Origin of the sequence: Ensifer sp. ENS02 (assembly GCF_014851885.1) — a bacterium.
In the GTDB taxonomy this organism is placed as follows: Bacteria; Pseudomonadota; Alphaproteobacteria; order Rhizobiales; family Rhizobiaceae; genus Ensifer; species Ensifer adhaerens.
Map to the genome: position 1 here is coordinate 54,809 of NZ_JACVAO010000016.1, position 25,923 is coordinate 80,731.

A 25,923-nucleotide genomic window follows, 5' to 3' on the forward strand; every position below is an offset into this window, starting at 1 on the left:
CCACCGACTGGCTAAAGCAAAAACGCCCCGCTTACCGCGGGGCGTTTTTGTTTGGTCGCGAAAAGCGCAACCCCGTCGATTTTTGGCCCGGCGCCCTCGTGCGCCGGGCCATAAAATCAGGCGGCTTCGCGCTTTTCGACGTCGGTCGGAACGGTGGAGATCGTCTTCAGGATCTGCGAAGCGATCTGGTAGGGGTCGCCCTTGGAGTTCGGGCGGCGATCTTCGAGATAGCCCTTGTAGTCGTTGTTGACGAAGCTGTGCGGAACGCGGATCGACGCACCACGGTCAGCAACACCGTAGCTGAACTGGTGGATCGAAGCGGTTTCGTGCTTGCCGGTCAGGCGCATGTGATTGTCTGGGCCGTAGACGGCGATGTGATCGGCACGAGCTTCGGCGAAAGCAGCCATCAGCTCTTCGAAGTATTCCTTGCCACCGACTTCGCGCATGTAGGCGGTCGAGAAGTTGGCATGCATGCCCGAGCCGTTCCAGTCGGTGTCGCCGAGCGGCTTGCAGTGGTATTCGACGTCGATGCCGTACTTTTCGGTCAGGCGCTGCAGCAGGTAGCGGGCAAGCCAGATTTCGTCGGCAGCCTTGCGCGAGCCCTTGCCGAACACCTGGAATTCCCACTGGCCCTTGGCGACTTCCGCATTGATGCCTTCATGGTTGATACCGGCAGCCAGGCAGATGTCGAGATGCTCTTCGACGATCTTGCGGGCCACGTCGCCAACGTTGCTGAAGCCGACGCCGCAGTAGTAGGGGCCTTGCGGCGCGGGGTAACCGGCATCCGGGAAGCCGAGCGGGCGGCCGTTCTGATAGAAGAAGTATTCCTGCTCGAAACCGAACCAGGCGCCGTCGTCATCCAGAACCGTAGCGCGGGTGTTGGACGGATGCGGCGTCTTGGCATCCGGCATCATGACTTCGCAAAGGACGAGAACGCCGTTCTTGCGCTCCGGATCCGGATAGACGGCGACCGGCTTCAGCACGCAGTCCGAGCTGCTGCCTTCGGCCTGCATCGTCGACGAACCGTCGAAGCCCCAGAAGGGCAGCTGTTCCAGCGTCGGGAAAGCATCGAATTCCTTGATCAGGGTCTTGCCGCGCAGGTTCGGGGTGGGCTTGTAACCGTCGAGCCAGATGTATTCGAGCTTAAACTTTGTCATTTCGTTCTCTCACATGACGCCAGGAATGGCTTGGTTCCGAAGCGGTTGGGCAATCCAGACTGGCTGCCCGACGACCGATGAGCGTTAAGAAGCATTAATCGTGCCAACTCGGATTGAGCGTCGAGAATCCAGAAAAAAGGTCACTAGAGGCAGGTGCGAGCGCTGCCGAATTGATGGCACAGCGCAAGGAAGCAGCGATTCGCACAAAAAATAGGCAAAACCTGCCCGTCTCCGCGGCAAAGCAGGGCGGCAAGTCTGCGATCAAAGATCCAGCGTCAGTAGATGCCGGCGATTGCCTGCAAAACGTGCAGTGGCGCAATGAACCGGACAGGTCAACTTCAGCGCCCGACGACGCATTGGCGCATGATCGCGGGCAGGACCTTGAACAGCCGCGCGTCCTCGCACTGGGAAACATTGAAGCGCATGAAGCCGTTGGCGGTTCCGGCGTGAGAAAAGACGTTGCCGGGCGCCAGCACGATTTCCTGCTGCAGTGATTTCTGCGCCACCTCGGCCGCGTCGATGCCATCGGGCAAACGGCACCAGAGAAACATGCCGGCCTGCGGCTCGATCCATGGCGTGATACCGATCTCGCCGAGCCGCGCCGCCGTCTCGTTCATCGACCGTGCCAGGCGCTCGCGCAGTGCCTCCATGTGCTTGCGGTAGCTGCCGTCCTTGAGCATCGCAAAAACCAGCTCCGCCGCAAGGCTCGGCCCACCGAACGTGGTGGCGATCTTCAGGTCGACCAGCCCCTCGATCCACCCCCGCGGCGCGGCGATGAAGCCGCAGCGGATGGAGGCCGAGAGAGTCTTGGAGAAGCTGCCGATCTGCACGACACGCTCGAGCCCGTCGAAGGCGGCAGGCCGCGGCGCCGGCGTATGCTCGAAATCGGCGAAGATATCGTCCTCGACGATCGTCAGCCCGGCCTGTTCGGCAAGCTTCAGCAGACGATGGGCGACGACCGGCGAGAGCGTGGCGCTTGTCGGATTGTGAAGCCCGGAATTCGTGATGTAGAGCCGCGGCCGGTGGGTTGCGAGAACCTCAGCGAATTTCTCGAGATCGGGCCCCGAAGGCGTATAGGGCACGCTTACGACCTCTGCCCGATGGGCGCGCAGCAGAGCATGGAAATTGAAATAGCAGGGGTCGTCGACCACGACCGTATCGCCTGGCTCAATCAGGAAGCGGCAGAGCAGATCGATCGCCTGCGTCCCGGATTCCGTCAGGATGATCTGGTCGGGCGATGCCTCGACGCCGTGCTCGCCGAGACGCCGCGCCAGAAGCTGGCGTAAGGGCCGATGGCCAAGCGGCGTTCCGTAGTCCGTCAGCCCGCTCGCCTCCAGCTTGGATGCCGATTTAAGAGCACGGCGGATTGCAGTTTCCGGCATCCAGCTCGGCGGCAGCCAGCCGCAGCCGGGCTTCAGCACGCTATCGCCCGTTTCCAGCGCCTGGCGCGACACCCACAGCGGATCGACGGCCCGGTCGAGCCGCGGACCGATCTCGGCCAAAGACAGAGGCGCCAGCGGCGCCGCCACGAAGAAGCCGGCGCCGGGCTTCGAGCGAATGACACCTTCGGCCACCAGCCGTTCATAGGCTTCGACGACGGTGGATTTCGAAACGCGCATGGTGTTGGCGAAGGCGCGGATCGACGGAAGCTTCGCCCCCGGCGTTAGGACACGCCCGGCGATCCGCTGCCGGATCGTCGCCATCACGCCTTCGAGCAGCGTTTCGCTGCCGAGCTCCAACTCCTGAACCGTCATCCGTACTGCTCATACATCCAATACAGTTTTGCAAAATTGTACCGCATTGTCTCTGGCAGAGCCAGTCCGTTCGACGGATACAGACGAAAAAGGAGAATGCTATGGACAAGACGGCAGACGGTTGGATGAGCGGTTTTCTCGGGGTGCTGATCTTCAGCGGATCATTGCCAGCGACCCGCGTCGCAGTGATGGACTTTGATCCGGTGTTTCTGACGGTCGCGCGCGCGGCGATCGCCGGCCTGCTCGGCCTCTTGCTGCTTCTCATCTTCCGCCAGCCGCGACCGGCGAAGGCCGATCTCGTTTCGCTGGCAATCGTCGCCTTCGGCGTCGTGCTTGGCTTTCCGCTGCTAACCGCGCTGGCCTTGCAGCACGTCACCTCGGCGCATCTGATCGTTTTCGTCGGACTTCTGCCATTGGCAACCGCGATCTTCGGCGTGCTTCGTGCCGGCGAGCGGCCGCGCCCAGCCTTTTGGCTCTTTTCCTCGCTCGGCAGCGCCGCGGTCGTCGGTTTCGCGCTGGTGCAGGGCTTTGCCGCATCGCCCGTCGGCGACCTCCTGATGCTCGGCGCCATCATTGTCTGCGGCCTCGGCTATGCCGAAGGCGCCAGCCTTTCGCGCAAGCTTGGCGGCTGGCAGGTGATCTGCTGGGCGCTGGTCCTGTCCTTGCCGATCATGCTGGCGCTGACGCTCTTCACGTTGCCGGCCTCCTTCGCAGCCGTCACCAACGGCGCCTGGGCGGGCCTTGCCTATGTCTCGCTTTTCAGCATGCTCGTCGGCTTTGTCTTCTGGTATCGCGGCCTTGCGCTCGGCGGCGTCGCCGGCGTCGGACAGTTGCAGTTGCTGCAGCCCTTCTTCGGCCTGGCACTCGCTGCAACACTTCTCGGCGAGCCGGTCAGCTGGAGCATGCTGGCCGCGACCGGCGCGATCGTGCTCTGCGTTGCCGGCGCCAAGAAATTCGCGAAATAGGCGGCTTTTCACGGGGCGGCGCAGCCCAAGCCCTTCAGAGGCGGTCGAGCTTCAACCGCGCGCCGAGCAGATCGAGAAAGCGGCGGATCTTTGCAGATGGGGTCCGCCCTTCCAACCACAGCGCATGGATCGGCACCGGGGCCGGCTCGAAGTCTTCAAGCACGGTTTCGACCTTGTCGGCATCGATCAGATGTTTGATCTGCCAGAGCGGCGAAAAGCCAAGGCCGAGGCCCTGCTCCACCGCCGCATAGATCGCATTCATCGAGTTGGTGCGAAACCCGCCGCTCACCTTGACGGCGCGAGCCCGCCCGTCGATGCTGAACATCCAGACGCCGGGTCGCTCGTCGCCCGTGCGCGTGACGCAACGATGCGCAGCGAGTTCCTGCGGATGAGACGGCCGGCCGAAGCTCGCAAAATAGGCGGGCGAGCCGAAGACGACGCGGCGAAGCGCGCCCAGGCGCTTGCCGGTCAGGCCAGAATCCTGCAGATCGCCGATCCGCAAGACCAGATCGAGTCCGCTCGCTGCCAGATCGACGAAGGCATCGGAGAGGTCGAGATCGACCTCGACTTCCGGATATTTCGCCATGTACTCGGCGATCACAGGTATCAGGAACCGCGGCGCAAACAGATTGGGCGCCCCAAGGCGCAGCACGCCTGACGGCTCGGAGCGCCGCTGTGCGGCCTCCTCGCGCGCGTCGTGTATCTCCTCCACCGCAGGCTTGATGCGCAGATAAAAGCTCTCGCCCGCCTCGCTCGGCATTGAGCGGCGGGTCGTGCGATGCACCAGCTCGACACCGACATCGGCTTCGAGCATGGCGAGCGACCGGCTGATGGTCTGGAGCGGTCTGCCCAGGCGTTTCGCCGCGGCCGTCAGGCTCCCCTGCTCGACGATGGCCAGAAAGGCCTCCAGATCTTCGATGCGGCTCATTCGATAATCCCGTTTTGCTGGAGAATAAATCACATTTTGCGTCGATTGTCCGCATTGTTGTGCAGCACTAGCTTGAGATCGTCACATCACGACGGCTCGAAAGGCAGACCCCATGAACCAGCGCTCCAACACGATCCTTGTCGTCGGTGCCACCGGCCGCTTCGCCGGCCTTGTCCTTCCCGAACTGGCGCGGCGCGGCGCCAGGGTCCGTGCCCTCATCCGCGACGAAGCGCAGGGCACGATTGCGAAATCGCTCGGTGCATCGGAGATCGCGATCGGCGATCTGCGCGAGCGCACCAGCCTTGACCGGGCACTTGAGGGCGCTGACGGCGTCTTCCACATCGGCCCGGCCTTTGCGCCGGACGAGGCGGCGATGGGCGTATCGATGGTCGAAGCCGCCGTTCGCGCCAGCGTCCGGAAGTTCGTTTTCTCCTCGGTCATCCAGCCAACCCATGTGCGGCTGAAGAACCATGCAGCCAAGATCCCGGTGGAGGACGCGCTCTATTCCTCGCCGCTCGAATACACCATTTTGCATCCGGCAAACTTCATGCAGAACCTGCGGTCGGCCTGGGCGAGCGTGCTTGCCACCGGCAGCTTCGCCGAGCCGTTTCCGACAGCAACGCGCATCGCCCGTGTCGACTACCGTGATGTCGCTGAAGTCGCGGCCATTGCCCTCACGGAGGACCGGCTCGCCTATGCGACGCTGGAACTTAGCGCCGAGGGCCGGCACAACCGCGAGGAAATCGCCCGAATGATGAGCGCCGCGCTCGGTCGGCCGATCGTTGCGGCAACCATCGGCTTTCACGAATGGGCAAAACCGATCGCCGCGAAATACACCGACCACCAGCTGGAGCTGCTGTCCAAGGTTCACGCCCACTATGCCGAAGTCGGACTTGGCGGAAACAGCCTGACGCTGCGCGCCGCTCTTCAGCGCGAACCGCGCAATCTCGAGAGTTTCATTCGCGAGCTGGCGCAGGCCTAACGGTCGGCGGCCACACCTATTCCCTTACCCCCGGAGTTCACCTCATGTCAAAAAAGCTTCCGCATCGATACCAGGCCATCGTCATGCCGCTTGTTCTTTCCGTCCTGATGTCGGGCATCGTCTCCTTCGTCTCGACGGCCATCGGCAACGGCATCCATCCCGATATTCTCGCACTATGGATCAAGGCCTGGGCTTTCTCCTGGCTGGTCGCCTTTCCGAGCCTGCTCGTGGTTCTTCCGCTCGTGCGCCGCATCGTGGCGGCGACCGTCGAACAGCCGCGCAGCAACTGACCGATCTCGCGCTATTCACCCCGAGCCGACCTTTCGGTCGCAACCGATATTTTTAGGATATCTAAAAACGATTGACAGGAAATCGGGCCGCGCCCTAGCTTGAGGAGAGACGAGAAGGGGACAGACAGTGACGACGGACCATGCCAGCGGCGCTTCGACCGGCGAGGCAGAAACGCCGCCGCTCGGCGATCGCCTGCGCCAACGGCGAAAGGCCCTGAAGATGACGCTTCAAGAGGTCGCCGACGAGGCCGGTTTTTCCGTCGGCTTCATCTCGCAGATCGAGCGCGGCATCACCGTCCCGTCGCTGACCTCGCTGATCGCCGTCTGCCGGACCTTGAAAGTCGAGGCCGGCAGCTTCCTCAATCCGCCGAAGGTGGCGACGCCATTTACCCGGCGCGAACACCGTCCGGTCTATGGGCTCGGCGGAGAAAGCGGCAAGGCCGTCTCCTATGAGCGGCTCTCCGCCTCCTTTCCCGGCAACGTGCTCAGAAGCACTATTATCCACGAGCCGCCCGGCCATCGCAGCGAGCCAATGTCGCATGAGGGAGAGGAAATCTTCTTCATCCTGAAGGGAGCGTTGACGCTGGAGGTGGACGGCGAAGCGATGGTTCTCGAAGCGGGCGATTCCGCTCATTTCCCGTCGCTGCGCACCCATACGATGTGGAACCACACCAGTGAGCCGACCACGATCCTGCACACCTGCACCATGGACGTCTTCGGCGACGGAGCGCCCTCAGGAAGCCCCACCGACAGCCTCGCCGTGACCCGGGCCGAGAACCGGCTCGAGGGGATCGCCGAAGGCAAGTGACGGGCGCCACAGCCAGCGCCGTCACGAGTTCTTAGAACATATCGCCCCATCGCTGGCCTTACGGCAGGAGCACCAAGGCGCCTGTCGTCTGGCGTCCTTCGAGCCGGCGATGCGCCTCGGCTGCCTCGGCCAATGGCAGACGCGCGTGCACGCGGATATTGACCGCGCCGCGCGCGACAACGTCGAAGAGATCCTTGCTCATCGCCAGCACGTCCTCGCGTCGCGATAGATGCGCAGGTAACAGCGGCCAGGTGGCATAAAGCGATCCCTTCTGCGCCAGCGTCGTGATGTCGAAGGGAGGGATCGAGCCGGAAGCGGCGCCGAAACTGACGAAATGACCGAAGGGGCGCAGGCTGTCGAGCGAACCTTCGAACGTCGCCTTGCCGATGCTGTCGTAGACGACGTCGACCCCCTCGCCTTCGGTGATTTCGAGCACGCGCGTTGCAAAGTTCTCCTTGCCGTAGTCGATCACGTAGTCCGCACCATTGGCCCGCGCCAGTTCGGCCTTCTCCGGCGAACCGACGGTGCCAATGACCTTTGCCCCAAGATGTTTCGCCCATTGCGTCAGGATCAGGCCGACACCGCCCGCGGCCGCATGAACGAGGAGGGTGTGGCCGGCCTCGACCCGGAAGGTGCGACGCAACAGATATTGCGCCGTCAGCCCTTTCAGCATCATCGCCGCACCCGTCTCGAAGTCGATATCCTCAGGCAGATGCACGAGGACACGGGCCGGCACATTGTGTTCCTCGGCATAGGCTCCGAGCGCCTCGGCATAGGCAACGCGGTCACCCGGCTTGAAGCCCTCGACATCGGGCCCGACAGAGACCACCTCTCCGGCTCCCTCCTTACCTGGGATGAATGGAAGCTGCGGCGGCGGGTAGGCGCCGCTGCGCAAATAGATGTCGACGAAGTTGACGCCGATCGCCCGGTTGCGCACGCGCACTTCCCCCGGGCCGGGTTCGCCGAGTTCGAAATTTTCGTAGGCGAGCACATCGGGCCCGCCGTGCTGATGCACGCGGATAGCTTTCATGGATCTGGTCCTCTGGTTGAGTTGGCTGGTCCTGGCAGCCTCCAGGCGGCGGCCGATGCCGATCTGCCTGATGCTGCCTCGCCTTCGTCGCTGATCACATCTGACAGATAGCCATGCGTGAGTTACCCGTGTAGACTGATATCAATGACAACAGAGTTCAAACTTCATGATATCTGACCAGATTGGCATCGACCTCCTTCGCAGCTTCGTCGCGGTCTGCCGACAGGGTAGCCTGAACCGCGTCGCCACCCAGACCGGCCGCACGCAATCGGCGCTGAGCATGCAGATGCGCCGGCTCGAAGATCTGCTCGGCCGACAGCTCTTCACCCGCACCGGTCGCGGCGTCGTGCCGACACCCGAAGGCGAATTGTTCCTCGGATACGCCACGCGCATGCTGGCGCTCGGCGACGAAGCGGCGGCGCGGCTGCGGCAGGCCGACCTGAGCGGTGGCGTGCGGGTCGGCCTGGCCGAGGAAGTGGCAACGACGGCGCTGCCCGAAGCGCTCGGTCGACTGCGGCGCGGCTACCAGGAGATCCGGCTCGACGTGGTGGTCGAGCAATGCGTGGCGCTTGGAAAGACCTGGCCCGAAGGCGACCTCGATATCATGGTCGTGCCGACCTCCGTGGTCGCCGCCGACGCCCTCACCACCTGGAATGTGGAGCTGCAATGGGTCTGCGCGACGGACTACGCCTTCGACGAGACCCGACCGATCGACCTTGTTGCCTTCGCCGCACCCTGCCTCTGGCGCCGCCGCATGATCGAGACCTTGGCCGACCAGGGCCGGGAACACCGGATCACTTTTACCAGCCAGAGCATCACGGCGCTGCAGGCCGCGATCGAGAACGGGCTCGGCATTGGTTTGCTTCCGCCGGAAGCGATACGCGCGGGCACGATGCGGGCACTGCCCGCCTCGCCAGCCGTACCGAAGCCGTTTGCCGTCCAGTATGGGCTTTTTGCCCGGGATCGGCGATCGGCCGTCGTCGATTGCGCGATCAGCGTGCTGCTCGAAGGCTTGCCGATCGCTTCAAGGACCTAACGTCCTTCGCGGCTGAGCGCGGCGCTCACCCGCCCCAGGTTGTCTCCAGCACGCGGATCCAGTTGCCGTGGCAGATCTTTGCGAGGGCCGCATCGTCATAGCCGCGGGTGCGCAGCAGGTCGACGAGCAGCGGCAGATCGGCCGCGCTGCGCATCGCAGCAGGGATGGCCGTACCGTCGAAGTCAGAGCCGAGCGCCACATGATCGATACCGATACGCTCGACGATATAGTCGATGTGGTCGACAAGGAGCGAGAGCGGCGTATCCGTGTTCCTGGTCCCGTCCGCGCGCAGGAAAAGGACGCCGAAGTTGATGCCGGCCAAACCGCCGGTGTCCCTGATCGCGTCGAGCTGACGGTCCGTCAGGTTGCGGCTATGCGGGCAGAGCGCGTGCACGTTGGAATGGGAGGCGACGAGCGGCGCCTGCGACAGCGCGGCGATGTCCCAGAAGCCCTGCTCGTTCATGTGCGAGAGATCAAGCATGATCTTCAGCTCGTTGCAGGCGCGCACGAGATCCTTGCCGGCCTCGCTGAGGCCTGGACCGATATCGGGTGAAGAGGGAAAGCGGAAGGGAACGCCATAGGCAAAGAGGTTCGGCCGGCTCCAGACGGGGCCGAGCGTGCGCAGACCCGCGGCGTGAAGCACATAGAGCACGTCGAGATCGGCGCCGACCGCCTCGATACCCTCGATGTGCAGCACCGAGGCAAAGGCACCCTTGTCCATGGCGGCGCGGATATCGGCAGCACTGCGGCAAATCTTCAGCCGGCCCTCCGACTGGCGTTCGATCCGCATCAGCAGGCTCGTCATGCCGAGCGTGGCTTCGAGTGCGCTTTGTTGATCGGGCGTTGCAAACTCGCCGCTGCCATCCTTGGCAAGGCCCGGCGAGGCGACGTAGACGGCGCAGAGGCCGCCGGCAAGGCCACCCGCCGCGGCCTTGTCGAGATCGATATGCCCGGTATCGACGCCATCGAGGAAGCGGCGCTCGGCAGCGCCGCCCGGCGAACGCCAGAGCCGCGACAGCACGTCGTTATGTCCGTCAAAGACCGGGATTTTCGCTTGCGTCGCCAATTCTGGATCGCCTTCTCAACCTGTTGTCCTCAAGTGCGACTCATGGATAGTCGCCGACGGACCATAGACATTGGGTGCGGGAACCGCACCCTTTTTCCCCGCCGGCCTAACGCAATGCAGGCGGGCCGGGCAAATGCAAACCGTGCATAGGCCCTGCCGGAATCGGAATTGGCGGCACGAGGTTCTGTCGTGCTTAGTCGGAGATACGCGTGGGAAACCACTGCGACCAGAATTGGAGAATGGACATGACGAAGCCGACATCGCTGGATTGGCAAGCCGCCGAAGCGGCTGCGAGACGCCTGACCGCACAATGGGTGGCAGACGAACCGGGCGGCGCGGTCATCGGCTTCGATGCATCCGGACCGCGCTTCTCGCATGCGGCCGGCGTCGAGAGCCTCGCGACATCCGCGCCGTTCACGCTCGACAGCGTCGTGCGCTATGCGTCCCTCACCAAGCACGTCTTCTCAGCGATGGTGCTCGCCCATGCCGACCTTATCGGTCTCGACGATCCGCTCGGCCAGCATCTTCCGGAACTGCGGTCGCCACTTGCGGACGTGACGGTCGGGCAGGCGCTCGACATGAGTGGCGGCCTGCCGGATACCCGCGAATGCCTGTCGTTGCTCGGCCTTTCCGTCTACACGGAGACCACGGCCGGACCGCTGCTGGAGTACCTCTCGCGCCTGGAGCGGCTGAACTTTGACGCCGGCACCGAGGTCTCATACTCCAACACCGGCTATCGCCTCATCGAAGCGGCTTTGGAGCGCAAGGGCTTCCGCTTCGACGATTTCGTCCAACGGGAAATCGCGGCCCCGCTTGGCATCGCGCTGAAGGCGCCGGATGTCTGGAACGATCCGGTGAGCGACCTCGTTCCCGGCTACTGGCACTCGGGCGAAACCTGGCAGCTTTCTGCCGCTGGCCTGCACATTTCCGCATCGGGCAGCCTCACCGGCAGCGCCGGGGCGCTTGCCACCTGGCTGCAGGCGCTGCTCGGTGGCGAAGGCCGCTTCGCCGGTCTTCTGCAGAAGTTGCAGGCGCCCCGATATCTCGCCGACGGGCGACCAACAGGATACGGGCTCGGCCTGCGCAACTCGTCGCTCGGCGGCCGCGAATTCGTTGGCCATGGCGGTTCACATCCCGGCTACAAGACCTATTTCCTCCTCGATCCCGAAACGCGCGCCGGCTTCGTCGTGGTCTCCAACCGCGAGGACACCAACGGTTACAAGATCGCGCTCGAAAGCATGGCAGCGCTCACCGGCATTCCTCTGCCGACCCCGGCAGCCGATCTCGGCGACGGTCTCTACGTGACGGAGGCCGGTCCGTGGTGGGTCGAGGTCAAGGGCAGCACCTGCACCTATCTCGATGCGGATGAGACGCTCTATGAGGACGGCGACGGCTGGGCCTCGTCGCGCTCGGCCTCATCCCCTCTCCGGCTGCGCCGCGACGGCTCCGCCCTTGTCGGCGAGGTCGGCCATGCCGCGCGACGCTTCCTTCCAGCGGCGACGCATGAGCCGCTGCCGGCGTCGCTCTCCGGGGTCTGGCGCTCCGACGAAGGGGCGGAATTCACGGTCGAGAACGGCGCGGTCCTGATGGGCGTCGGCCCCGTGCGTCAGACCATGAAGCTCACTCCCCTTGGCAATGGTCGCTTCCTGTTCACGCTGAGCGATGGGCCCTGGGTCAAGCGCATCTGCCTGCATCTCCTCGGGCCAGATCACCTCGAACTGGTGACAAGCCGAGCCCGGATGATCGAATATCGCCGCCGCGCCTGATTTTTCTTGATGACGCGCGGGCGCTGCCACAAAAGAAGTCCGGTCGCCGGCGAATGACGGACCGGACTTCAGGAGTGCATGCCCGTGGAAATCAAATGGCTTGAGGACTTTCTGGCGCTCGCCAGCACGCTGAACTTCTCAAAGGCGGCGGACGAGCGCCATGTCACCCAGTCCGCGTTCAGCCGCCGCATCCGGCAGTTGGAGGCCTGGCTCGGCGCCACGCTCGTCGACCGCGCGACCTATCCTTCGCGCCTGACGGAGGCGGGGTCGAAATTCGTGCCGGTGGCGCAGGAGACTCTGAAACAGCTCTACCAGGCAAGGCGCAATCTGCAGCAGGAGGAAGGCTCCGACGCCCGCACCATCAAGCTGACAGCGCTGCACACGCTCTCCTTCACCTTCTTTCCCGCATGGATGACACGGGTCAACGCCCGGAGCGGGCCGCTCTTCTCCCGACTTCGCCCCGATTCCGGCAGCATGGAGGAAAACCTCAATTCGCTTGTCGACGGCGAATGCGACTTCCTGCTGACCTACGCCCATACCCAGGTCCCGCACCTGCTCGACCCGCAGGCCTTCGAACATCGCGTGCTCGGCCACGAACGCATCATCCCCGTTTCGGCGGCGAATGAAGCGGGGGAGCCCCTGCACCGGCTGGAAGGCGGCACGAAACCGTTCCCGCATCTGAGCTACGAAAAATCGTCGTTCTTCGGCCAGCTTCTGGATGATCTGATCGGGCGCGAGCTACCGCCGGCGCAAAGGGTGCACGAAGGCAGCATGTCGGTGGGGCTGAAAGCCATGGCCGAATCCGGATGGGGCATCGCCTGGGTGCCCGAAAGCCTGATGACGGATGAGCTGGCGAACGGCTCGCTGGTCAGGGCCGCCGACCCGCGCTGGGACGTCAGTGTCGAGATCCGGCTCTATCGCGCCAAGGAAAACCGCCGCCCGATCGTCGGCCGCGTCTGGCAGAGCCTGGAAGCTGTCGCCTAAGCGACAGCCCTGACCCACACGGGCGAGCTAGATCGCCGTCTGTCGTGCGCGCTCCAGATAGAGCTCGCGCAGGCGCTTGACCACCGGGCCAGGCTCACCGCTACCGACGGCATTGCCGTCGATGCGGGTGATCGGCGCAACGAAGTTCGAAGCGCTGGTGAGGCACGCTTCGCGGGCGTTGAGCGCCTCTTCGAGCGTGAAGGGGCGTTCTTCCAGCGTCATTCCCTGTTCGGCGGCGAGCGCGAGAGCGGCGAGCCGGGTGCAGCCGGGCAGCGTCTTGTGGCTGTTGCCGCGCGTGACGATGCGGTTGTCCGCGGTGACGATGTAGGCGGTGGAGGAAGCACCTTCCGTCACGAACCCGTCCTCGATCATCCACGCCTCATCGCAGCCTTCAGCCTTGGCGATGCGCTTGGCGATCACCTGCGGCAGCAGGCACACACTCTTGATGTCGCGGCGCGCCCAGCGCTGGTCGGGCACGGTCTTGACCGACAGCCCCTTGATGGGGGCAGTCACCAGCGTCTTTGCCTGGGTGAAGAGCACCAGCGTCGGCTTGATATCCTCGGAGAACAGAAAGTTCCGGTCCTCGGCGCCTCGGGTGAGCTGCAGATAGACCATGCCTTCGACAAGGCCGTTCTCTTCGATCAGCCGCTTTTCGATCGCGACGATCTCGTCGGTCGATACCGGCAGAGGCACATCGATTTCACGCGCGCAGCGCTCCAGGCGCGCCATATGCGATGCGCTGTCGATCAGCCTGCCCTCAAGCACGGCGGTGACCTCGTAGATGCCATCACCGAAGAGGAAGCCGCGATCGAAGATCGAGAGGCGCGCCTCGTTCTCGGGCAAAAACTCGCCGTTGAGATAGACGGTGCGGATGGACGGCTGGGACATGTAGGCTCCGTAAAAATTGGTTTGGCAGAAGCGCATGGACCGCAACACCGAACGCGATCCAGGGGCACAAATCAGTGTTCGCTGAGCGCGCGAAGCCGTTCGAGCGAGATCGCCTCGACCGTGCTCGGCTTGCCGTTCGCGGCATTGAAACCATGCGTCGTGCGGGCCATGGTCAGCGAATTGAGGATGGCCTCCTCCGTCGCCTCGATGGCCGCTTCGAAGAGCGGCGATATTAGGTCGTTTGGAAGATCGGGATAGTCGGCAATCGCGGCCCGGCGCGCCTTGGTGCGACGAACGGCGGCAGCCGTCGAGAAGGCGAGCGCATAATCGCCGGAACCATTGCTGAGCGCGGCGCCGGTGCGGGCCAGGCCGCCGAAGGCGCGTTCGGCCAGACGCTTGAGGTTGCGGGAAGAGAGCGGCGCATCGGTCGCGATCACGATGACGATCGAACCGTCGCGGTCGTGTGCCGCCGGCGCCTCGTAGGCACGACCGCAGACGGTGAGCCGGCCGCCATAATTGGATTGGACGAGCACGCCGAGCGTAAAGACCTCGCCTGCCGCCTTCACAAGTCGCGAGCTCGTACCGATGCCGCCCTTCAGCCCGAAGGCCACCGTGCCGGTTCCGGCACCGACAGCCCCCTCCTCGACGGCACCGGTCTTCGCGGCGGCAAGGGCAGCGCCGATCTCGTCGATCGTCGGGCGACCGGCGCGGATGTCGTTGAGGCGGGAGTCGTTGGTCTCGCCGACGACCGCGTTCAGCGACACGACCTTCTCGTTGCCCGGCTGCGCCAGCGTCCAGCGATTGACGGCCTCGATGGCGCGTCCCGTCGCCAGCGTGTTGGTGAGAACGACGGGCGTTTCCAGCTCGCCGAGCTCCTCTACCTGGGTGGAGCCCGCAAACTTGCCGAAGCCGTTGAGCACGGCGAAGCCGGCCGGCACCTTGTCCTGAAACAGGTTGCCGTCATGAGGCAGGATGGCGGTGGCGCCGGTGCGGATGCAGTCGGCCTCGACAACGGTGGCATGGCCGACCGCGACACCCATCACATCAGTGATCGCATTGAGCGGTCCGGGTTCGTAAGCACCCGGGTGGAAACCGATGTCGCGAAGCCGTAAACGCTTGATATTTGTCATTTTTCGCCGTTTTCCTCACCCATCACCGCGGTCGCGAAGCAGTCATTTCGTCGCAGGCGACCCTACCTGTATCGGCGGCAAAACGGCATCGCAAAAATGGAATAGTTTCATGAGAAGCCTGCAACGCCGCCCTTCGCGGTCGGTCGTGGAGCTATGAGCCGAATGAGACTTTTCCGCATGGACCCATGGGTCAGCGCGGCGACTGATAGTCGAGTAAAATAAAGCAGTTGCAACCATAAGAAACAGTTCATAAGTTCGCCTCGTCTTTGGCAAGGGAGCCTCCCATCCATGACGAAGCCGCTTGATGCAACCTCAGGCAGGTCTCAGCAGACGACGCCCGAAATGGCGACACGGCCGAGCCTCGGCATCTGGGCTTGCTCCGCGCTCGTCGTCGGCAACATCATCGGCTCCGGCTTCTATCTCTCTCCCGCCGCACTCGCGCCCTACGGCGCCGCAGCCCTCGTCGGCTGGGTCTGCATGGCGGTTGCCGCCATGTGCCTCGGCCTTGTGTTTGCGCGGCTCGCAGGCGTCAGGCCCGCGACCGGCGGCCCCTACGCCTACAGTCGCATGGCTTTCGGTCCGTTTGCCGGCTTTCTGGTCGCCTGGGCCTACTGGATCTCGATCTGGGCGTCGCTGCCGGCGATCGCCATGGCCTTCACCGGTTATCTCGGCGTGTTCTTCCCGAACCTTCAGCATATGCCGGGCGGCTTCACGGCGGTTTCGCTCGCCGCCATGTGGCTGGTTGCCGCCATCAACATGTTCGGCGTCAGGAGCGCCGGGCGTTTCCAGATCGTGACCGTCGGATTGAAACTCCTTCCCTTCATCGCGATTGCGCTTCTCGGCCTCTTCTGGATCGAGCCGCAGAACCTGACACCCATCAACCCGAGCGGGCTGTCCATGCTCGGTCTGATCTCCGCGACCGCACCGTTGACGATGTTCGCCTTTCTCGGCATCGAGTCTGCCACCGTTCCGGCCGGCGATGTCGACGATCCGAAACGCACGATCCCGCGGGCGACCGTGCTCGGCACGCTCTGCTGCGGCCTCATCTTCATCCTAGGCACGCTCGTGGTCATGGGCACGGTCCCGCGCGAAACGCTTGCGCGTTCCGCCGCTCCCTTCTCCGATGCGGCCTTCATGATGTGGGGCTGGTGGGGGAGCACGCTGGTTGCGGCCGCCGTCGTTCTTTCGTCGATCGGCGCGCTCAACGGCTGGACGCTGCTGATGGCTCAGGTGCCGATGGCAGCGGCCCGCGATGGGCTGTTCCCTCCAGTTTTCGGGCGCCTTTCCAGCCGTGGCGTGCCGCAGTGGGATATCGTCCTGTCGATGCTACTTGCTTCGGCCCTTCTCGTTCTGCAGACCTCGGGCGTGTCGGGACTGATGGTCGTCTATAGGTTCGCCGTCGACCTTTCGACCACCGCAGCCATGGTGCCTTACGTCTTCTGCAGCCTCGTCGAGGGCGCGCTGTTCCTGGCACTCACACGTCCGCGCGACGGGGAATGGGGCGGCTTCCGCCTTGGCCCCTACAAGCCTTATGCCCTGGTCGCCTTCATCTTTTCGCTTTGGACGGTCTACGGCAGCGGACCTCAGGCGGGCCTCTGGTGCCTCCTGCTGCTGCTCGTGGCACTGCCCGTCTACCTGTCAGTCGAAAGGAAGGAGCCGTCCACTGGCTGACGTCAAAAAGAATACCCCCACCTGCACCTAGCACCGAACTAGAGAGAGGATTGGATATGAGCATGTTAAACAGGGGTCACCGCCGTCTCGGCATGAAAGCACTCGTCCTGGATGACGAAATCAGCGAGGAAAGTGCGGCCGGCCGCGCCGTCCGGTCGCTGATCGCGGAACTGGAGCGCCGCCAGATCGAGGTGGTGACCGCAGAAAGCGCCGATGACGGCATCGCGGTGATCCGGTCGGACCCCGCTCTCCAATGCGTATTGGTCGACTGGGATCTCGGGTCGGACGGCCACGAACAATCGATCGGCGTCGTCGAGGCGCTGCGCAAGCGCAACGGCACCGTTCCGCTGCTGCTGCTCGCCGACCGCAGCGTCGCCTCGTCGGTTCCGGCCGATATCATGGCGAAGGTCGACGATTTCGTCTGGATGCTCGAAGACACGATGGACTTCGTCGGCGGCCGTATCCAGGCGGCAATCGAGCGCTATCGTTCGACCGTGCTGCCGCCGATGTTCAAGGCGCTCGCCCAGTTCTCCCAAGTGCACGAATATTCCTGGCACACGCCCGGACACACCGGCGGCACGGGTTTCATGAAGTCGCCGCCCGGCCGCGCCTTCTTCGAGTTCTTCGGCGAACCGCTGCTGCGCTCGGATCTCTCGATCTCGGTCGGTGAACTCGGATCTCTGCTCGACCATTCCGGCCCGATCGGCGCCAGTGAAAAATACGCTGCCCGCGTCTTCGGCTCGCACCGCAGCTATCACGTCACCAACGGCTCCTCGACCTCCAACCGCGTCATCCTGATGGCGAGCGTCAGCCGCGACCAGATCGCGCTGTGCGACCGCAATTGCCACAAGTCGGCCGAACACGCGATGACCATGTCGGGCGCCGTGCCGACCTATCTGGTGCCGACCCGGAACCACTACGGCATCATCGGGCCGATCCCGCCGGAACGGCTGACCGCGGTCGCGATCCGCAAGGCGATCGACCAGAACCCGCTTGCCGCGGACCTTTCGGACAAGGAGCCAAAGCACGCCATCATCACCAACTCGACCTATGACGGTCTTTGCTACAACGTAACCCGCGTCGAGGAACTGCTCGGCGCCAGCGTCGACCGCCTGCATTTCGACGAGGCCTGGTACGGCTACGCCCGCTTCAACCCGATCTATCGCGACCGCCACGCAATGCACGGTGATCCGAAGGCGCATACGGCCGACAAGCCGACGGTCTTTGCCACCCAGTCGACGCACAAGCTGCTGGCGGCCCTTTCTCAGGCGTCCTTCATTCACGTACGCGACGGCCGCAAGCCGATCCCGCATGGCATTTTCAACGAGACGTTCATGATGCACGCCTCGACCTCGCCGAACTACGCGATCATTGCCTCGAACGACGTCTCGGCGGCGATGATGGACGGGCCCGGCGGCGCGGCGCTCACCAACGAGTCGATCGAGGAAGCCGTGGCGTTCCGCCTGATGATGTCGCGGCTGGCCAACGACGCGGCAGAGCGCGGCGACTGGTTCTTCGATTGCTGGCAGCCGGATACGGTGCGCGACCCGAAAACCGGCCGCACAAGCCCCTTCCATGAAGCCTCGCCGGAATCCCTCGCGACCGATCCGTCCTGCTGGGTGCTGAAGCCCGGGGCAGCGTGGCACGGCTTCGGCGAGATCGAGGACGGCTATTGCATGCTCGATCCGATCAAGGTCTCGATCGTCACACCGGGTGTTGCGCCCGGCGGCGGGCTGATGCCGGTGGGCATCCCCGCAAGCCTCGTCACCGCCTATCTCGATGCCCGCGGCATCGTTGTCGAGAAGACGACCGACTTCACCATCCTCTTCCTCTTCTCGCTCGGCATCACCAAGGGCAAATGGGGCTCGCTTGTCAGCGCGCTTTGCGACTTCAAGCGCGACTACGACGCCAACCTCACGCTCGAAGTGGCCATCCCGTCGCTGATCGAGGACCACCCGGAACGTTACGCCGGCATGGGTCTCAAGGATCTCGCCGACACAATGTTCCAGGCGATGGACCAACTGAAGACCACCGCCTCCATGGCCGCCGGCTTCTCTGTCCTGCCACATCCGGACCTGAGCCCGGTGCGCGCCTATGAGCGGCTGGTGCGCGGCGAGGTGGAACAGGTGACGCTCGACCATCTGGCCGGCCGCACGGTCGCAACGGGCGTCGTGCCCTATCCGCCCGGCATCCCGCTTCTCATGCCGGGCGAAAACGCCGGGCCTGCCGATGGTCCGGTCCTCGGCTACCTCAAGGCGCTCGAGGCCTATGATCTCCGGTTCCCGGGCTTCACCCATGACACGCACGGGGTGGAGGTCGAGGACGGCCTCTACCGCGTCTATGTGTTGACCCGCTGACCCGGCTTCAGGAGCGAGAACAATGGCTGCTGTCGATACGGCTTCCAAAACCACATCCGCGGGCGTCGCGGAATCCGCCAAGATCGGCCTCGTGCCCGCGACCCTGATGGTCGCGGGCAACATGATGGGCTCCGGCGTCTTCATGCTGCCGGCAAACCTTGCCGCAGTCGGCTCCATCGCCGTCTTCGGATGGCTGATCACGATCGCCGGCGCGATCGCGCTGGCTTTGACCTTCGCCAAGCTCGCGGCGATCGATCCCGCCGCCGGCGGGCCTTACGCCTACACGCGCAAGGCCTTCGGCGACTACATGGGTTACCAGACCAACCTGATCTACTGGCTCGCCAATGTGGTTGGTAACGTCGGCCTTGCGGTCGCCGGTCTCGGCTACCTCACGGCCTTCTTCCCGATGTTGCGCGACCCGCTGGTCTCGGCGCTGGCGCAGGTGGCGCTGATCTGGTTCTTCACCTACGCCAACATCCTCGGCCCGAACGTTGTCGGACGGCTGCAATCCTTCACCACCTCCTTCGCGCTGGTGCCGATCCTCGGCATGGCGATCTTCGGCTGGTTCTGGTTCTCGCCGGCGACCTTCTCCGAGGGCTGGAACGTATCGGGCAAGGACAGCTGGGCGGCGATCATGGCGACGCTCAACTTCACGCTCTGGGCCTTCATCGGTGTCGAAAGCGCGTCGGTCTCGGCGGGCGTCGTGCGCGACCCGCAGCGCAACGTGCCGATCGCAACCGTCGGCGGCGTCATTCTCGCGGCCGTTGCCTATATCCTGTCGTCGACGGTGATCATGGGCATGATCCCGAACAAGGAGCTGATCGCGTCTTCGGCACCTTTCGCAGACGCCGCGCGGTTGGCGCTCGGCGATACAGCAGGTGCCGTCGTTGCGATCTGCGCCGCACTCGGCTGCCTGGGCTCGCTTGCAGGCTGGACGCTGCTCGTCGGTCAGACGGCAAAGGCCGCCGCCGATGACGGCCTCTTCGGCTCGATCTTCGCCAAGGTCAATTCCAAGGGCGTGCCTTCGGCCGGCCTTGCGATCGTTGCCGTGATCATGACTGTGCAGGTCTTCGCCACGATGTCGCCGACCGCCAGCGAGCAGTTCGGCAAGATCGCCTCGATCGCAGTGATCATGACGCTGCTGCCCTATATCTACTCGGCGATCTCCATCAAGGTGCTCGGCTATAAGAAGATGCCGGCAAGCACCTACAACTGGTACGTCATCATCGGCCTCGCGGCCGCGATCTATAGCCTCGTTGCGCTGATCGGTTCCGATGGCGAGCAGACGCGCTGGTCGCTGATCTTCGTGATCTCGACGATCGTCTTCTATTCGGCTGCGATCACCCGCAAGCGCGAGATCGACGAGAAGCACATCGACCCCGGCGGCCACGCCCCGACCTGGATCCGCTATGTCACCGTGACCGTGACGATTGTCGCCCTCGTCGCGCTGTTCTGGGTTTCGGTCGGCCGCCATCGCGCCGAGACGCTGCGCACGCGCTCACCGGTGCCACCGGTGGAAAGCACCGTGCAGCCCGCGCCCGGTTCGCCTGCGGCCGTGCTGCCGGCTGAGAGCCAGCCGGCACAGTGAAACAATGAGGAGGGGCGGTGGATGGATTCACCGCCCTTTCTGACTATCCACCAATCTCGTGGGATCACTGAGCGCGGTGACGCAAATAGCCTTTATGTGCCAACGGGCCGCGCGTCAGAACGCCGTTCGATCGCAGACACGGCATGCAGTCACGATCAGCAAGTGCGACGAACCACACCTCCCGCCATGCGACCAGCAGTCCGACGAAATACGGCAACTGCCGTATTTCGTCGGACGGTTGCCAAGGATAGTTTCGCGCGGCCCGCGTCGTGAACTCCATGTCCTTTCAACGTCTTGCGCGCCCCGCGCCACGTCGCCGGCCATTGGGGACTGCCTTGAACAAGAATTTCCGCACCGCCATCCACCTTACCACGCTGATGCTATCGACCGCCTTGTCATCTGCCGCACCTGCCGCAGAAGGTGGCGACCCCGGCGATCCGGTGACCTGGCGCACGCCGGAATTCAATACACAATGGGGACTGGCGGCGATCCATGCAGAGTATGCCTACATGCTGGGTTACGACGGCAGCGGCATCAAGGTCGGCGTGGTCGACAGCGGCCTCGACATCACGCATCCGGAATTTGCCGGGCGCTATGCGGAAGGCATTACCTTCAACCCGGACAAGCCGTGGAATTCGGTCGCCGAGGGCCACGGCACCATGGTTTCCTCTGTCATTGCCGCCAATCGCGACGGGGTCGGCATGCATGGTATCGCCCCCGGCGCAACGATCGTCGCCGTGGGGGCGTCGGACAAGCCGGGCTATGTCGATTTCGATGCGACCAATTATGGCATTCGGGCGCTGGTAGATCAGGGCGTGCGGATCATCAACAACAGCTACGGCGGTGGGTTCGCAGGCGAATTGTCTGCCGAACAGTTTGAAGCAGAAATGCCGGGCAATCTCTCCGCCTATCGCTATGCGGCATCCCAGGGGGCGCTCCTGATCTTCGCAAGCGGTAATGCGGGCGGAACAGAGTCCTCGTTGTTGGCAGGCGCGCCATACCTGTTTCCGGAACTGGAGCCAGGCTTTCTGGCCGTCGTTGCGACCGGCCCCTCGCGCATAGCCAATTGGTCAAACCGATGCGGTCTCAGCATGAATTGGTGCCTCGCAGCACCTGGGGGCGACGATGTCGAGCGATGGGACGAAGAGAAAGGCGAATGGGTATGGGCCAACCCGGAGGGCAACATCATGGTCGCAACGCCCGGCGGCGGCTACTCCAGGAAAACCGGCACGTCGCTTGCGGCCCCTTTCGTTGCGGGCACGGCAGCCTTGGTTGCACAGGCTTTTCCTTACATGACGATGCACCAGGTGCGGCAGGTCTTGCTGGGGACGGCGACCGATTCCGGTGATCCGGGCGTTGACGCAATCTTCGGCTATGGCCTCGTCAGCGCCGGCAGGGCGGTGCGTGGCCCGGGCAAGTTCGACTGGGGCGATTTTCACGCGGGCGTCCCTGACGGCCAGAGCAGCTGGTCGAACGACATCACGGGCCAAGGTGGCCTGATCAAATCAGGCGATGGCGTGCTAATGCTGCACGGGTACAATACATATCAAGGCGACACGCGCGTAGACGGTGGTGTGCTGGCGATCAGCGGTAGCGTCGCCTCAGACAGCTTCGTCGGCGAAAAAGGCACCCTCTCCGGCAATGGCGTGATCCACGGCAACTTAGACAATGCGGGTGCCGTGATAGCAGGCTGGGGTCGGGACGGTGGGACTCTCACCGTCGAAGGTGACTATCGCCAGAGAGCGGGAGCGGGCTTGCTCGTCCATCTCGATGCGCCTGACGGCACAAGCCGACTGGACGTCACCGGTACCGCGGCAGTCGCCGGGGTGGTCGACGTCAAGGTGCCCCCGGAAAACTACAAGGGTGATGGCCGCCACACCATCCTCTCCGCAGCCGGTGGCGTGACGGGCCGCTTCGAGGACGATTGCGGCTGTTACGCGTTCCTCGATCTCGCGCTCGCCTACGACCCGACCACCGTCTATCTCGATGTCGCCCGCAACGGCGTCGCCTTCGCGGATATTACGGCAACCCCCAACGGGGCAGCCGCTGCTCGAGCGATCGAGCGCCTCGGCCTTGGCCGATCGCTGCATGATCTCGCGGTGACCCTTGATGCCGGCACCGCCGCCGATCTTTTTGGTCAGCTGCCCGGCGAAGTCTCCGGCTCGACCGTGACCGGCCTGATCGAGAACAGCCAGGTGATCGGCAACCAGATGAACGACCGGCTACGCTCAACCTTCGAAACGGTCGGCGCGAAGGCGCGGCCGATCGTGGCCACCGATGACCTCACGACCGGGTCGATCGCGGCCACGGGGCAGTCGGGGGCCTGGGGCTCGGCCTTCGGCGCCTGGGGCCATACGGATAGCGACGGCAACGCCGCCGAGTTATCGCGTTCCACCGGCGGCCTCGTCGCCGGTCTGGACGGCCTCGTTTACGATGACTGGAGGCTCGGTTTCCTCGCCGGCTACAGTTCGTCGAGCTTCAAGGTCGACGACCGCCGTTCGTCGGCCTCAAGCGACAACTATCACCTCGGCGTCTATGGCGGCACGCAGTGGGGCGCCCTGTCGTTCCGCTCCGGCCTTGCCTATACGTGGAGCGAAATCGACAGTAGCCGCAATGTGTTGTCGCCGGCGCTCGTCGACAGCCTGACCGCCGATTACCGCGCTGGCACCACCCAAGTGTTCGGCGAAGTCGGCTATGGCCTGCAGGCGGGCAGTCTTTCCTTCGAGCCCTTTGCCAATCTCGCCTATGTCAGCGTGCATACGGACGGCTTCACGGAGAAGGGGGGCGCAGCGGCCCTGTCTGTGCGCGGCGGCTCCGACGACATGACCTTCACCACGCTCGGCCTGCGGCTCGCCACCGATTTCGAACTTGGAACAGCAAAAGCGACGGCCCGCGGCCTCATTGGTTGGCGACACGCCTATGGCGACGTTACACCAGCCGTCGTTCAGGCGTTTTCCGGCAGCGACGCCTTTTCCGTCGCCGGCGCACCGATCGCGCGGGATAGCGTCATTCTCGAGGCCGGTATCGATTTCGCGCTGACACCGGCATCGACGCTCGGCGTTTCCTACCAGGGGCAGATCGCCTCGACGGCGCGGGAACACGGGGTCCGGGCCGATCTCAACGTCAAGTTCTGAGGGTTCGCGACCGAAAGCGGATCACGATGCCAGCTGATCCGCTGACATCGTCAGGCTGCGCGAATGGCTTGGCGGCGCGCCCATGATCTTGCGGAAGGCGCGGCTGAACGACGCTTCCGAATCGTAGCCGAGGCGGTTTGCGACATGGGCGACGCGTTTGCCCTCGCGCAGCCACTGATGCGCCTGGTGCATACGCATGCGCGCCACGTAACGGGCCGGCGTCTCGCCGACCGTATCGGCGAACCGCTGGGCGAAACCGGAGCGCGACGCACCCATGAGCTTGGCCAGTTCCGGTACGGTCCAGTCCTTGGTCGGATCGAGGTGAATGGCGGCAAGCACGCGGCCGACCTCCGGGTGACGTACGGCCGCCAGCCAGCCGGTCGACGTGCCGCAGCCATGCTCCACCCAGGCGCGGATGATCGTGGCCGTCAACACGTCGGCAAGCCGTGCCAGGATGCCACCCGCACCGACGCGCTGCATCGCAGCCTCCCGCGTCATGGTATCGAGAAGCGACGGGATCGACGGCTCGCTCTTGGCAAGGTCGCTGGTACGCATGACCGACGGCATCAGCTGCAAGAGCGGATGCAGGCGGTCGACGTTGAATTGCATCACCGCGAAAAACAGAAGGTTCTGGCTGTCCGAGTTTGGGCATTGCACGTCGACGATCCCGTCGCAAAGCTGCCGTTTCGGCAGGTCGCGGATCGAGATCGTCGGCAGGCCGGGCTTGCTCGCAAGCACATGTGCGTCGCCCCGCGGCAACAGCACGGCATCTCCAGGCGTCAACTCCATCCACGACCCGTCAGGCGATTGCAGATGGGCGGAACCGGAGGCGAGAAAATGAAATCGTGCCGGTTCCTGCTCGGGATAGGCGGTCGCCCATGGCGCACAGGGCTGGCAGCGCCCATATTCGACACCGTCGAGCCTGAGGCCGCGCAGGATCTCGGTCAGCGCATCGCTCATCTTACATCTCACCTTTGGACAAACGGCACAGTGTTTTGGATTTTCTAGCATAGAAACTCCAATTGGCCATGCATATTTTCATCACCACATGCAATGGAGATGAAAATTATGGATGGTATTGTCGCCAAGCCCACGGGACAGGCGGATGAACGGGACAAGCCGCTTTGGGCGGCGGTCGTTTCCCTGTCGCTCGGGGTCTTCGGCCTGGTCACGGCAGAGTTTCTGCCGGCAAGCCTGCTGACGCCGATGTCCGCCGATCTCGGCGTCACCGTCGGCGCCGCCGGCCAGTCGGTCACCACGACGGCCGTGGTCGCGGCCATCGCCGGCCCAGCGATCGTCGTCTATACCGGACGTTTCGACCGCCGCAACGTGCTCTTGTCCCTAACCGCGCTGCTCATCGTTTCCAGCCTGATCGCCGGTTTCGCGTCCAGCCTTTCGATGCTGCTCGTCGCCCGTTTCCTCCTCGGCATCGGCCTTGGCGGTTTCTGGGCGCTGTCTTTGGCGCTCGCCATGCGGCTCGTTCCCGGCCGGCTGATGCCGCGGGCGATGGCGATCGTGATGTCCGGCGTTTCAATCGCAACCGTCTGCGCGGCCCCGGTCGGCGCCTGGATCGGCGCGACGCTCGGCTGGCGCTACGCCTTCCTGCTTGCCGCCGCCGTCGGGATCGTCACCTTCATCGTCCAGGCGCTAACGGTTCCGCGCCTGCCTCCCATCGGCACAACCGGCCTCGACACGATCCTCAACGTCCTGAAGCGCCCGGCGATCCGGCTCGGCCTTGCGACCATCCTCTTGGTCGTCACCGGCCACTTTGCCGGCTTCACCTATGTCCGCCCGTTCCTTGAACAGGTGCCGCAGTTCGGCGTCGAGGCGATAACCGCGATCCTGCTCGCCTTCGGCATCGGCGGCTTCTTCGGCAACATTGCCGGCGGCTTCCTCGCCGAGCGCAGCACGCGGCTCTCGATGATGTCGGCGGCCGCCGGCGTCGCTGCCACCACGCTGGTCCTGGCCCTGGCGGGCGCGCTGCCGGCCGTCGCCATCGTCGCCACGGCGGCCTGGGGCTTCGCCTTCGGCGCCCTGCCGGTCAGCGTCCAGTCGTTCCTGAGCCGTGCGGCCGGTGATGAGGCCGAAGGTGCTGGAGCGGCGACGCTCACCACCTTCCAGATCGCCATTTCCACCGGGGCGATCCTCGGCGGCCTCCTTGTCGAACTGCAGGGCCCGGCCGGCGTCTTCCTCTTTGCGGCGGTTGCCGCGATGCTCGGCACCTCACTGGTTTCGGTCTATCGCGAGCGGGCTCTTCAACCGGCGGAGTAACAACATCCGCGCCAGCTTGGTGCGAGAGTGGCAACTCGCACTCGCGCCTGCCGGGCTCGGAAGAGTCCGGCAGGCAAGAATGTTCTAGGTGCAGCGCGGCGATCCGTGACGTCTGGCA

20 protein-coding genes are annotated in these 25,923 nt (G+C 64.3%); 12 read left to right on the forward strand and 8 right to left on the reverse strand.

Annotated features, from left to right (window positions below; all coding sequences use genetic code 11):
• Nucleotides 1-116 precede the first annotated feature (116 nt).
• Both IB262_RS28150 and IB262_RS28155 read right to left on the reverse strand, forming a co-directional pair.
• Nucleotides 117-1,157 carry a glutamine synthetase beta-grasp domain-containing protein gene (locus IB262_RS28150; RefSeq protein WP_034790086.1) on the reverse strand — a complete coding sequence of 347 codons (1,041 nt, stop codon included), beginning with the start codon at nt 1,155-1,157 and terminating at the stop codon, nt 117-119.
• A 338-nt stretch (nt 1,158-1,495) separates the two neighbouring features.
• Nucleotides 1,496-2,911, reverse strand: a complete 1,416-nt coding sequence (locus tag IB262_RS28155) for a PLP-dependent aminotransferase family protein (RefSeq protein ID WP_089043672.1) — start codon at nt 2,909-2,911, stop codon at nt 1,496-1,498.
• Nucleotides 2,912-3,012: 101 nt separating this feature from the next.
• Between IB262_RS28155 and IB262_RS28160 the strand changes: the two genes are divergently transcribed.
• Nucleotides 3,013-3,876 (forward strand): DMT family transporter, encoded by an 864-nt coding sequence (locus tag IB262_RS28160; protein ID WP_060606261.1) that lies wholly within the window; start codon nt 3,013-3,015, stop codon nt 3,874-3,876.
• Nucleotides 3,877-3,910: 34 nt separating this feature from the next.
• Here IB262_RS28160 and IB262_RS28165 read toward each other — a convergent pair whose 3' ends face one another.
• Complete coding sequence (locus IB262_RS28165) at nt 3,911-4,804, reverse strand: LysR family transcriptional regulator (protein WP_034790120.1); 894 nt, start codon at nt 4,802-4,804, stop codon at nt 3,911-3,913.
• A 112-nt stretch (nt 4,805-4,916) separates the two neighbouring features.
• Between IB262_RS28165 and IB262_RS28170 the strand changes: the two genes are divergently transcribed.
• The 3 genes from IB262_RS28170 to IB262_RS28180 all read left to right on the forward strand — a co-directional run bounded on the left by IB262_RS28170 (nt 4,917) and on the right by IB262_RS28180 (nt 6,884).
• Complete coding sequence (locus IB262_RS28170) at nt 4,917-5,786, forward strand: NmrA family NAD(P)-binding protein (RefSeq protein ID WP_034790122.1); 870 nt, start codon at nt 4,917-4,919, stop codon at nt 5,784-5,786.
• A gap of 44 nt (nt 5,787-5,830) precedes the next feature.
• Complete coding sequence (locus IB262_RS28175) at nt 5,831-6,076, forward strand: DUF2798 domain-containing protein (protein WP_034790124.1); 246 nt, start codon at nt 5,831-5,833, stop codon at nt 6,074-6,076.
• Nucleotides 6,077-6,203: 127 nt separating this feature from the next.
• A complete protein-coding gene (locus tag IB262_RS28180; protein ID WP_063891316.1) occupies nt 6,204-6,884 on the forward strand; it encodes an XRE family transcriptional regulator in 681 nt (226 codons plus the stop codon).
• Nucleotides 6,885-6,942: 58 nt separating this feature from the next.
• On the opposite strand, the gene IB262_RS28185 is transcribed toward IB262_RS28180, so the two are convergent.
• Nucleotides 6,943-7,914: a quinone oxidoreductase gene (locus IB262_RS28185; protein ID WP_034790126.1), complete on the reverse strand. Its 972-nt coding sequence runs from the start codon at nt 7,912-7,914 to the stop codon at nt 6,943-6,945.
• 166 nt (nt 7,915-8,080) lie between these two features.
• Between IB262_RS28185 and IB262_RS28190 the strand changes: the two genes are divergently transcribed.
• Nucleotides 8,081-8,950 (forward strand): LysR substrate-binding domain-containing protein, encoded by an 870-nt coding sequence (locus IB262_RS28190; protein WP_034790128.1) that lies wholly within the window; start codon nt 8,081-8,083, stop codon nt 8,948-8,950.
• Between the two features lie 25 nt (nt 8,951-8,975).
• Here the strand turns inward: IB262_RS28190 and IB262_RS28195 are convergent, their stop codons facing one another.
• Nucleotides 8,976-10,016 (reverse strand): dipeptidase, encoded by a 1,041-nt coding sequence (locus tag IB262_RS28195; protein WP_034790143.1) that lies wholly within the window; start codon nt 10,014-10,016, stop codon nt 8,976-8,978.
• Between the two features lie 245 nt (nt 10,017-10,261).
• Here IB262_RS28195 and IB262_RS28200 point away from each other — a divergent pair, with 245 nt between their 5' ends.
• Together IB262_RS28200 and IB262_RS28205 are read left to right on the forward strand one after the other, a co-directional pair.
• Nucleotides 10,262-11,782: a serine hydrolase domain-containing protein gene (locus IB262_RS28200; protein ID WP_034790145.1), complete on the forward strand. Its 1,521-nt coding sequence runs from the start codon at nt 10,262-10,264 to the stop codon at nt 11,780-11,782.
• An 84-nt stretch (nt 11,783-11,866) separates the two neighbouring features.
• Nucleotides 11,867-12,766: a LysR substrate-binding domain-containing protein gene (locus tag IB262_RS28205; RefSeq protein WP_034790308.1), complete on the forward strand. Its 900-nt coding sequence runs from the start codon at nt 11,867-11,869 to the stop codon at nt 12,764-12,766.
• Between the two features lie 27 nt (nt 12,767-12,793).
• Here the strand turns inward: IB262_RS28205 and IB262_RS28210 are convergent, their stop codons facing one another.
• A complete protein-coding gene (locus tag IB262_RS28210) occupies nt 12,794-13,654 on the reverse strand; it encodes a D-amino-acid transaminase (protein WP_034790154.1) in 861 nt (286 codons plus the stop codon).
• Nucleotides 13,655-13,725: 71 nt separating this feature from the next.
• The gene (locus tag IB262_RS28215; RefSeq protein ID WP_034790156.1) at nt 13,726-14,784 is read right to left on the reverse strand and encodes a P1 family peptidase; all 1,059 of its coding nucleotides are present in this window, start codon (nt 14,782-14,784) and stop codon (nt 13,726-13,728) included.
• A gap of 288 nt (nt 14,785-15,072) precedes the next feature.
• On the opposite strand from IB262_RS28215, the gene IB262_RS28220 reads away from it, so the two are divergent.
• The 4 genes from IB262_RS28220 to IB262_RS28235 all read left to right on the forward strand — a co-directional run bounded on the left by IB262_RS28220 (nt 15,073) and on the right by IB262_RS28235 (nt 23,534).
• A complete protein-coding gene (locus IB262_RS28220) occupies nt 15,073-16,455 on the forward strand; it encodes an amino acid permease (protein WP_082936542.1) in 1,383 nt (460 codons plus the stop codon).
• Between the two features lie 62 nt (nt 16,456-16,517).
• Nucleotides 16,518-18,812 (forward strand): Orn/Lys/Arg decarboxylase N-terminal domain-containing protein, encoded by a 2,295-nt coding sequence (locus IB262_RS28225; RefSeq protein WP_210337704.1) that lies wholly within the window; start codon nt 16,518-16,520, stop codon nt 18,810-18,812.
• A 22-nt stretch (nt 18,813-18,834) separates the two neighbouring features.
• On the forward strand, nt 18,835-20,400 hold the full coding sequence (gene adiC, locus IB262_RS28230) for an arginine/agmatine antiporter (RefSeq protein ID WP_051659183.1): 1,566 nt from the start codon (nt 18,835-18,837) through the stop codon (nt 20,398-20,400).
• Nucleotides 20,401-20,735: 335 nt separating this feature from the next.
• On the forward strand, nt 20,736-23,534 hold the full coding sequence (locus IB262_RS28235) for an autotransporter serine protease (protein WP_159415660.1): 2,799 nt from the start codon (nt 20,736-20,738) through the stop codon (nt 23,532-23,534).
• 21 nt (nt 23,535-23,555) lie between these two features.
• Here IB262_RS28235 and IB262_RS28240 read toward each other — a convergent pair whose 3' ends face one another.
• Nucleotides 23,556-24,494 carry an AraC family transcriptional regulator gene (locus tag IB262_RS28240; RefSeq protein WP_060585756.1) on the reverse strand — a complete coding sequence of 313 codons (939 nt, stop codon included), beginning with the start codon at nt 24,492-24,494 and terminating at the stop codon, nt 23,556-23,558.
• A 108-nt stretch (nt 24,495-24,602) separates the two neighbouring features.
• Between IB262_RS28240 and IB262_RS28245 the strand changes: the two genes are divergently transcribed.
• Nucleotides 24,603-25,805, forward strand: a complete 1,203-nt coding sequence (locus IB262_RS28245; RefSeq protein ID WP_051659184.1) for an MFS transporter — start codon at nt 24,603-24,605, stop codon at nt 25,803-25,805.
• The last annotated feature ends 118 nt before the right edge of the window (nt 25,806-25,923 follow it).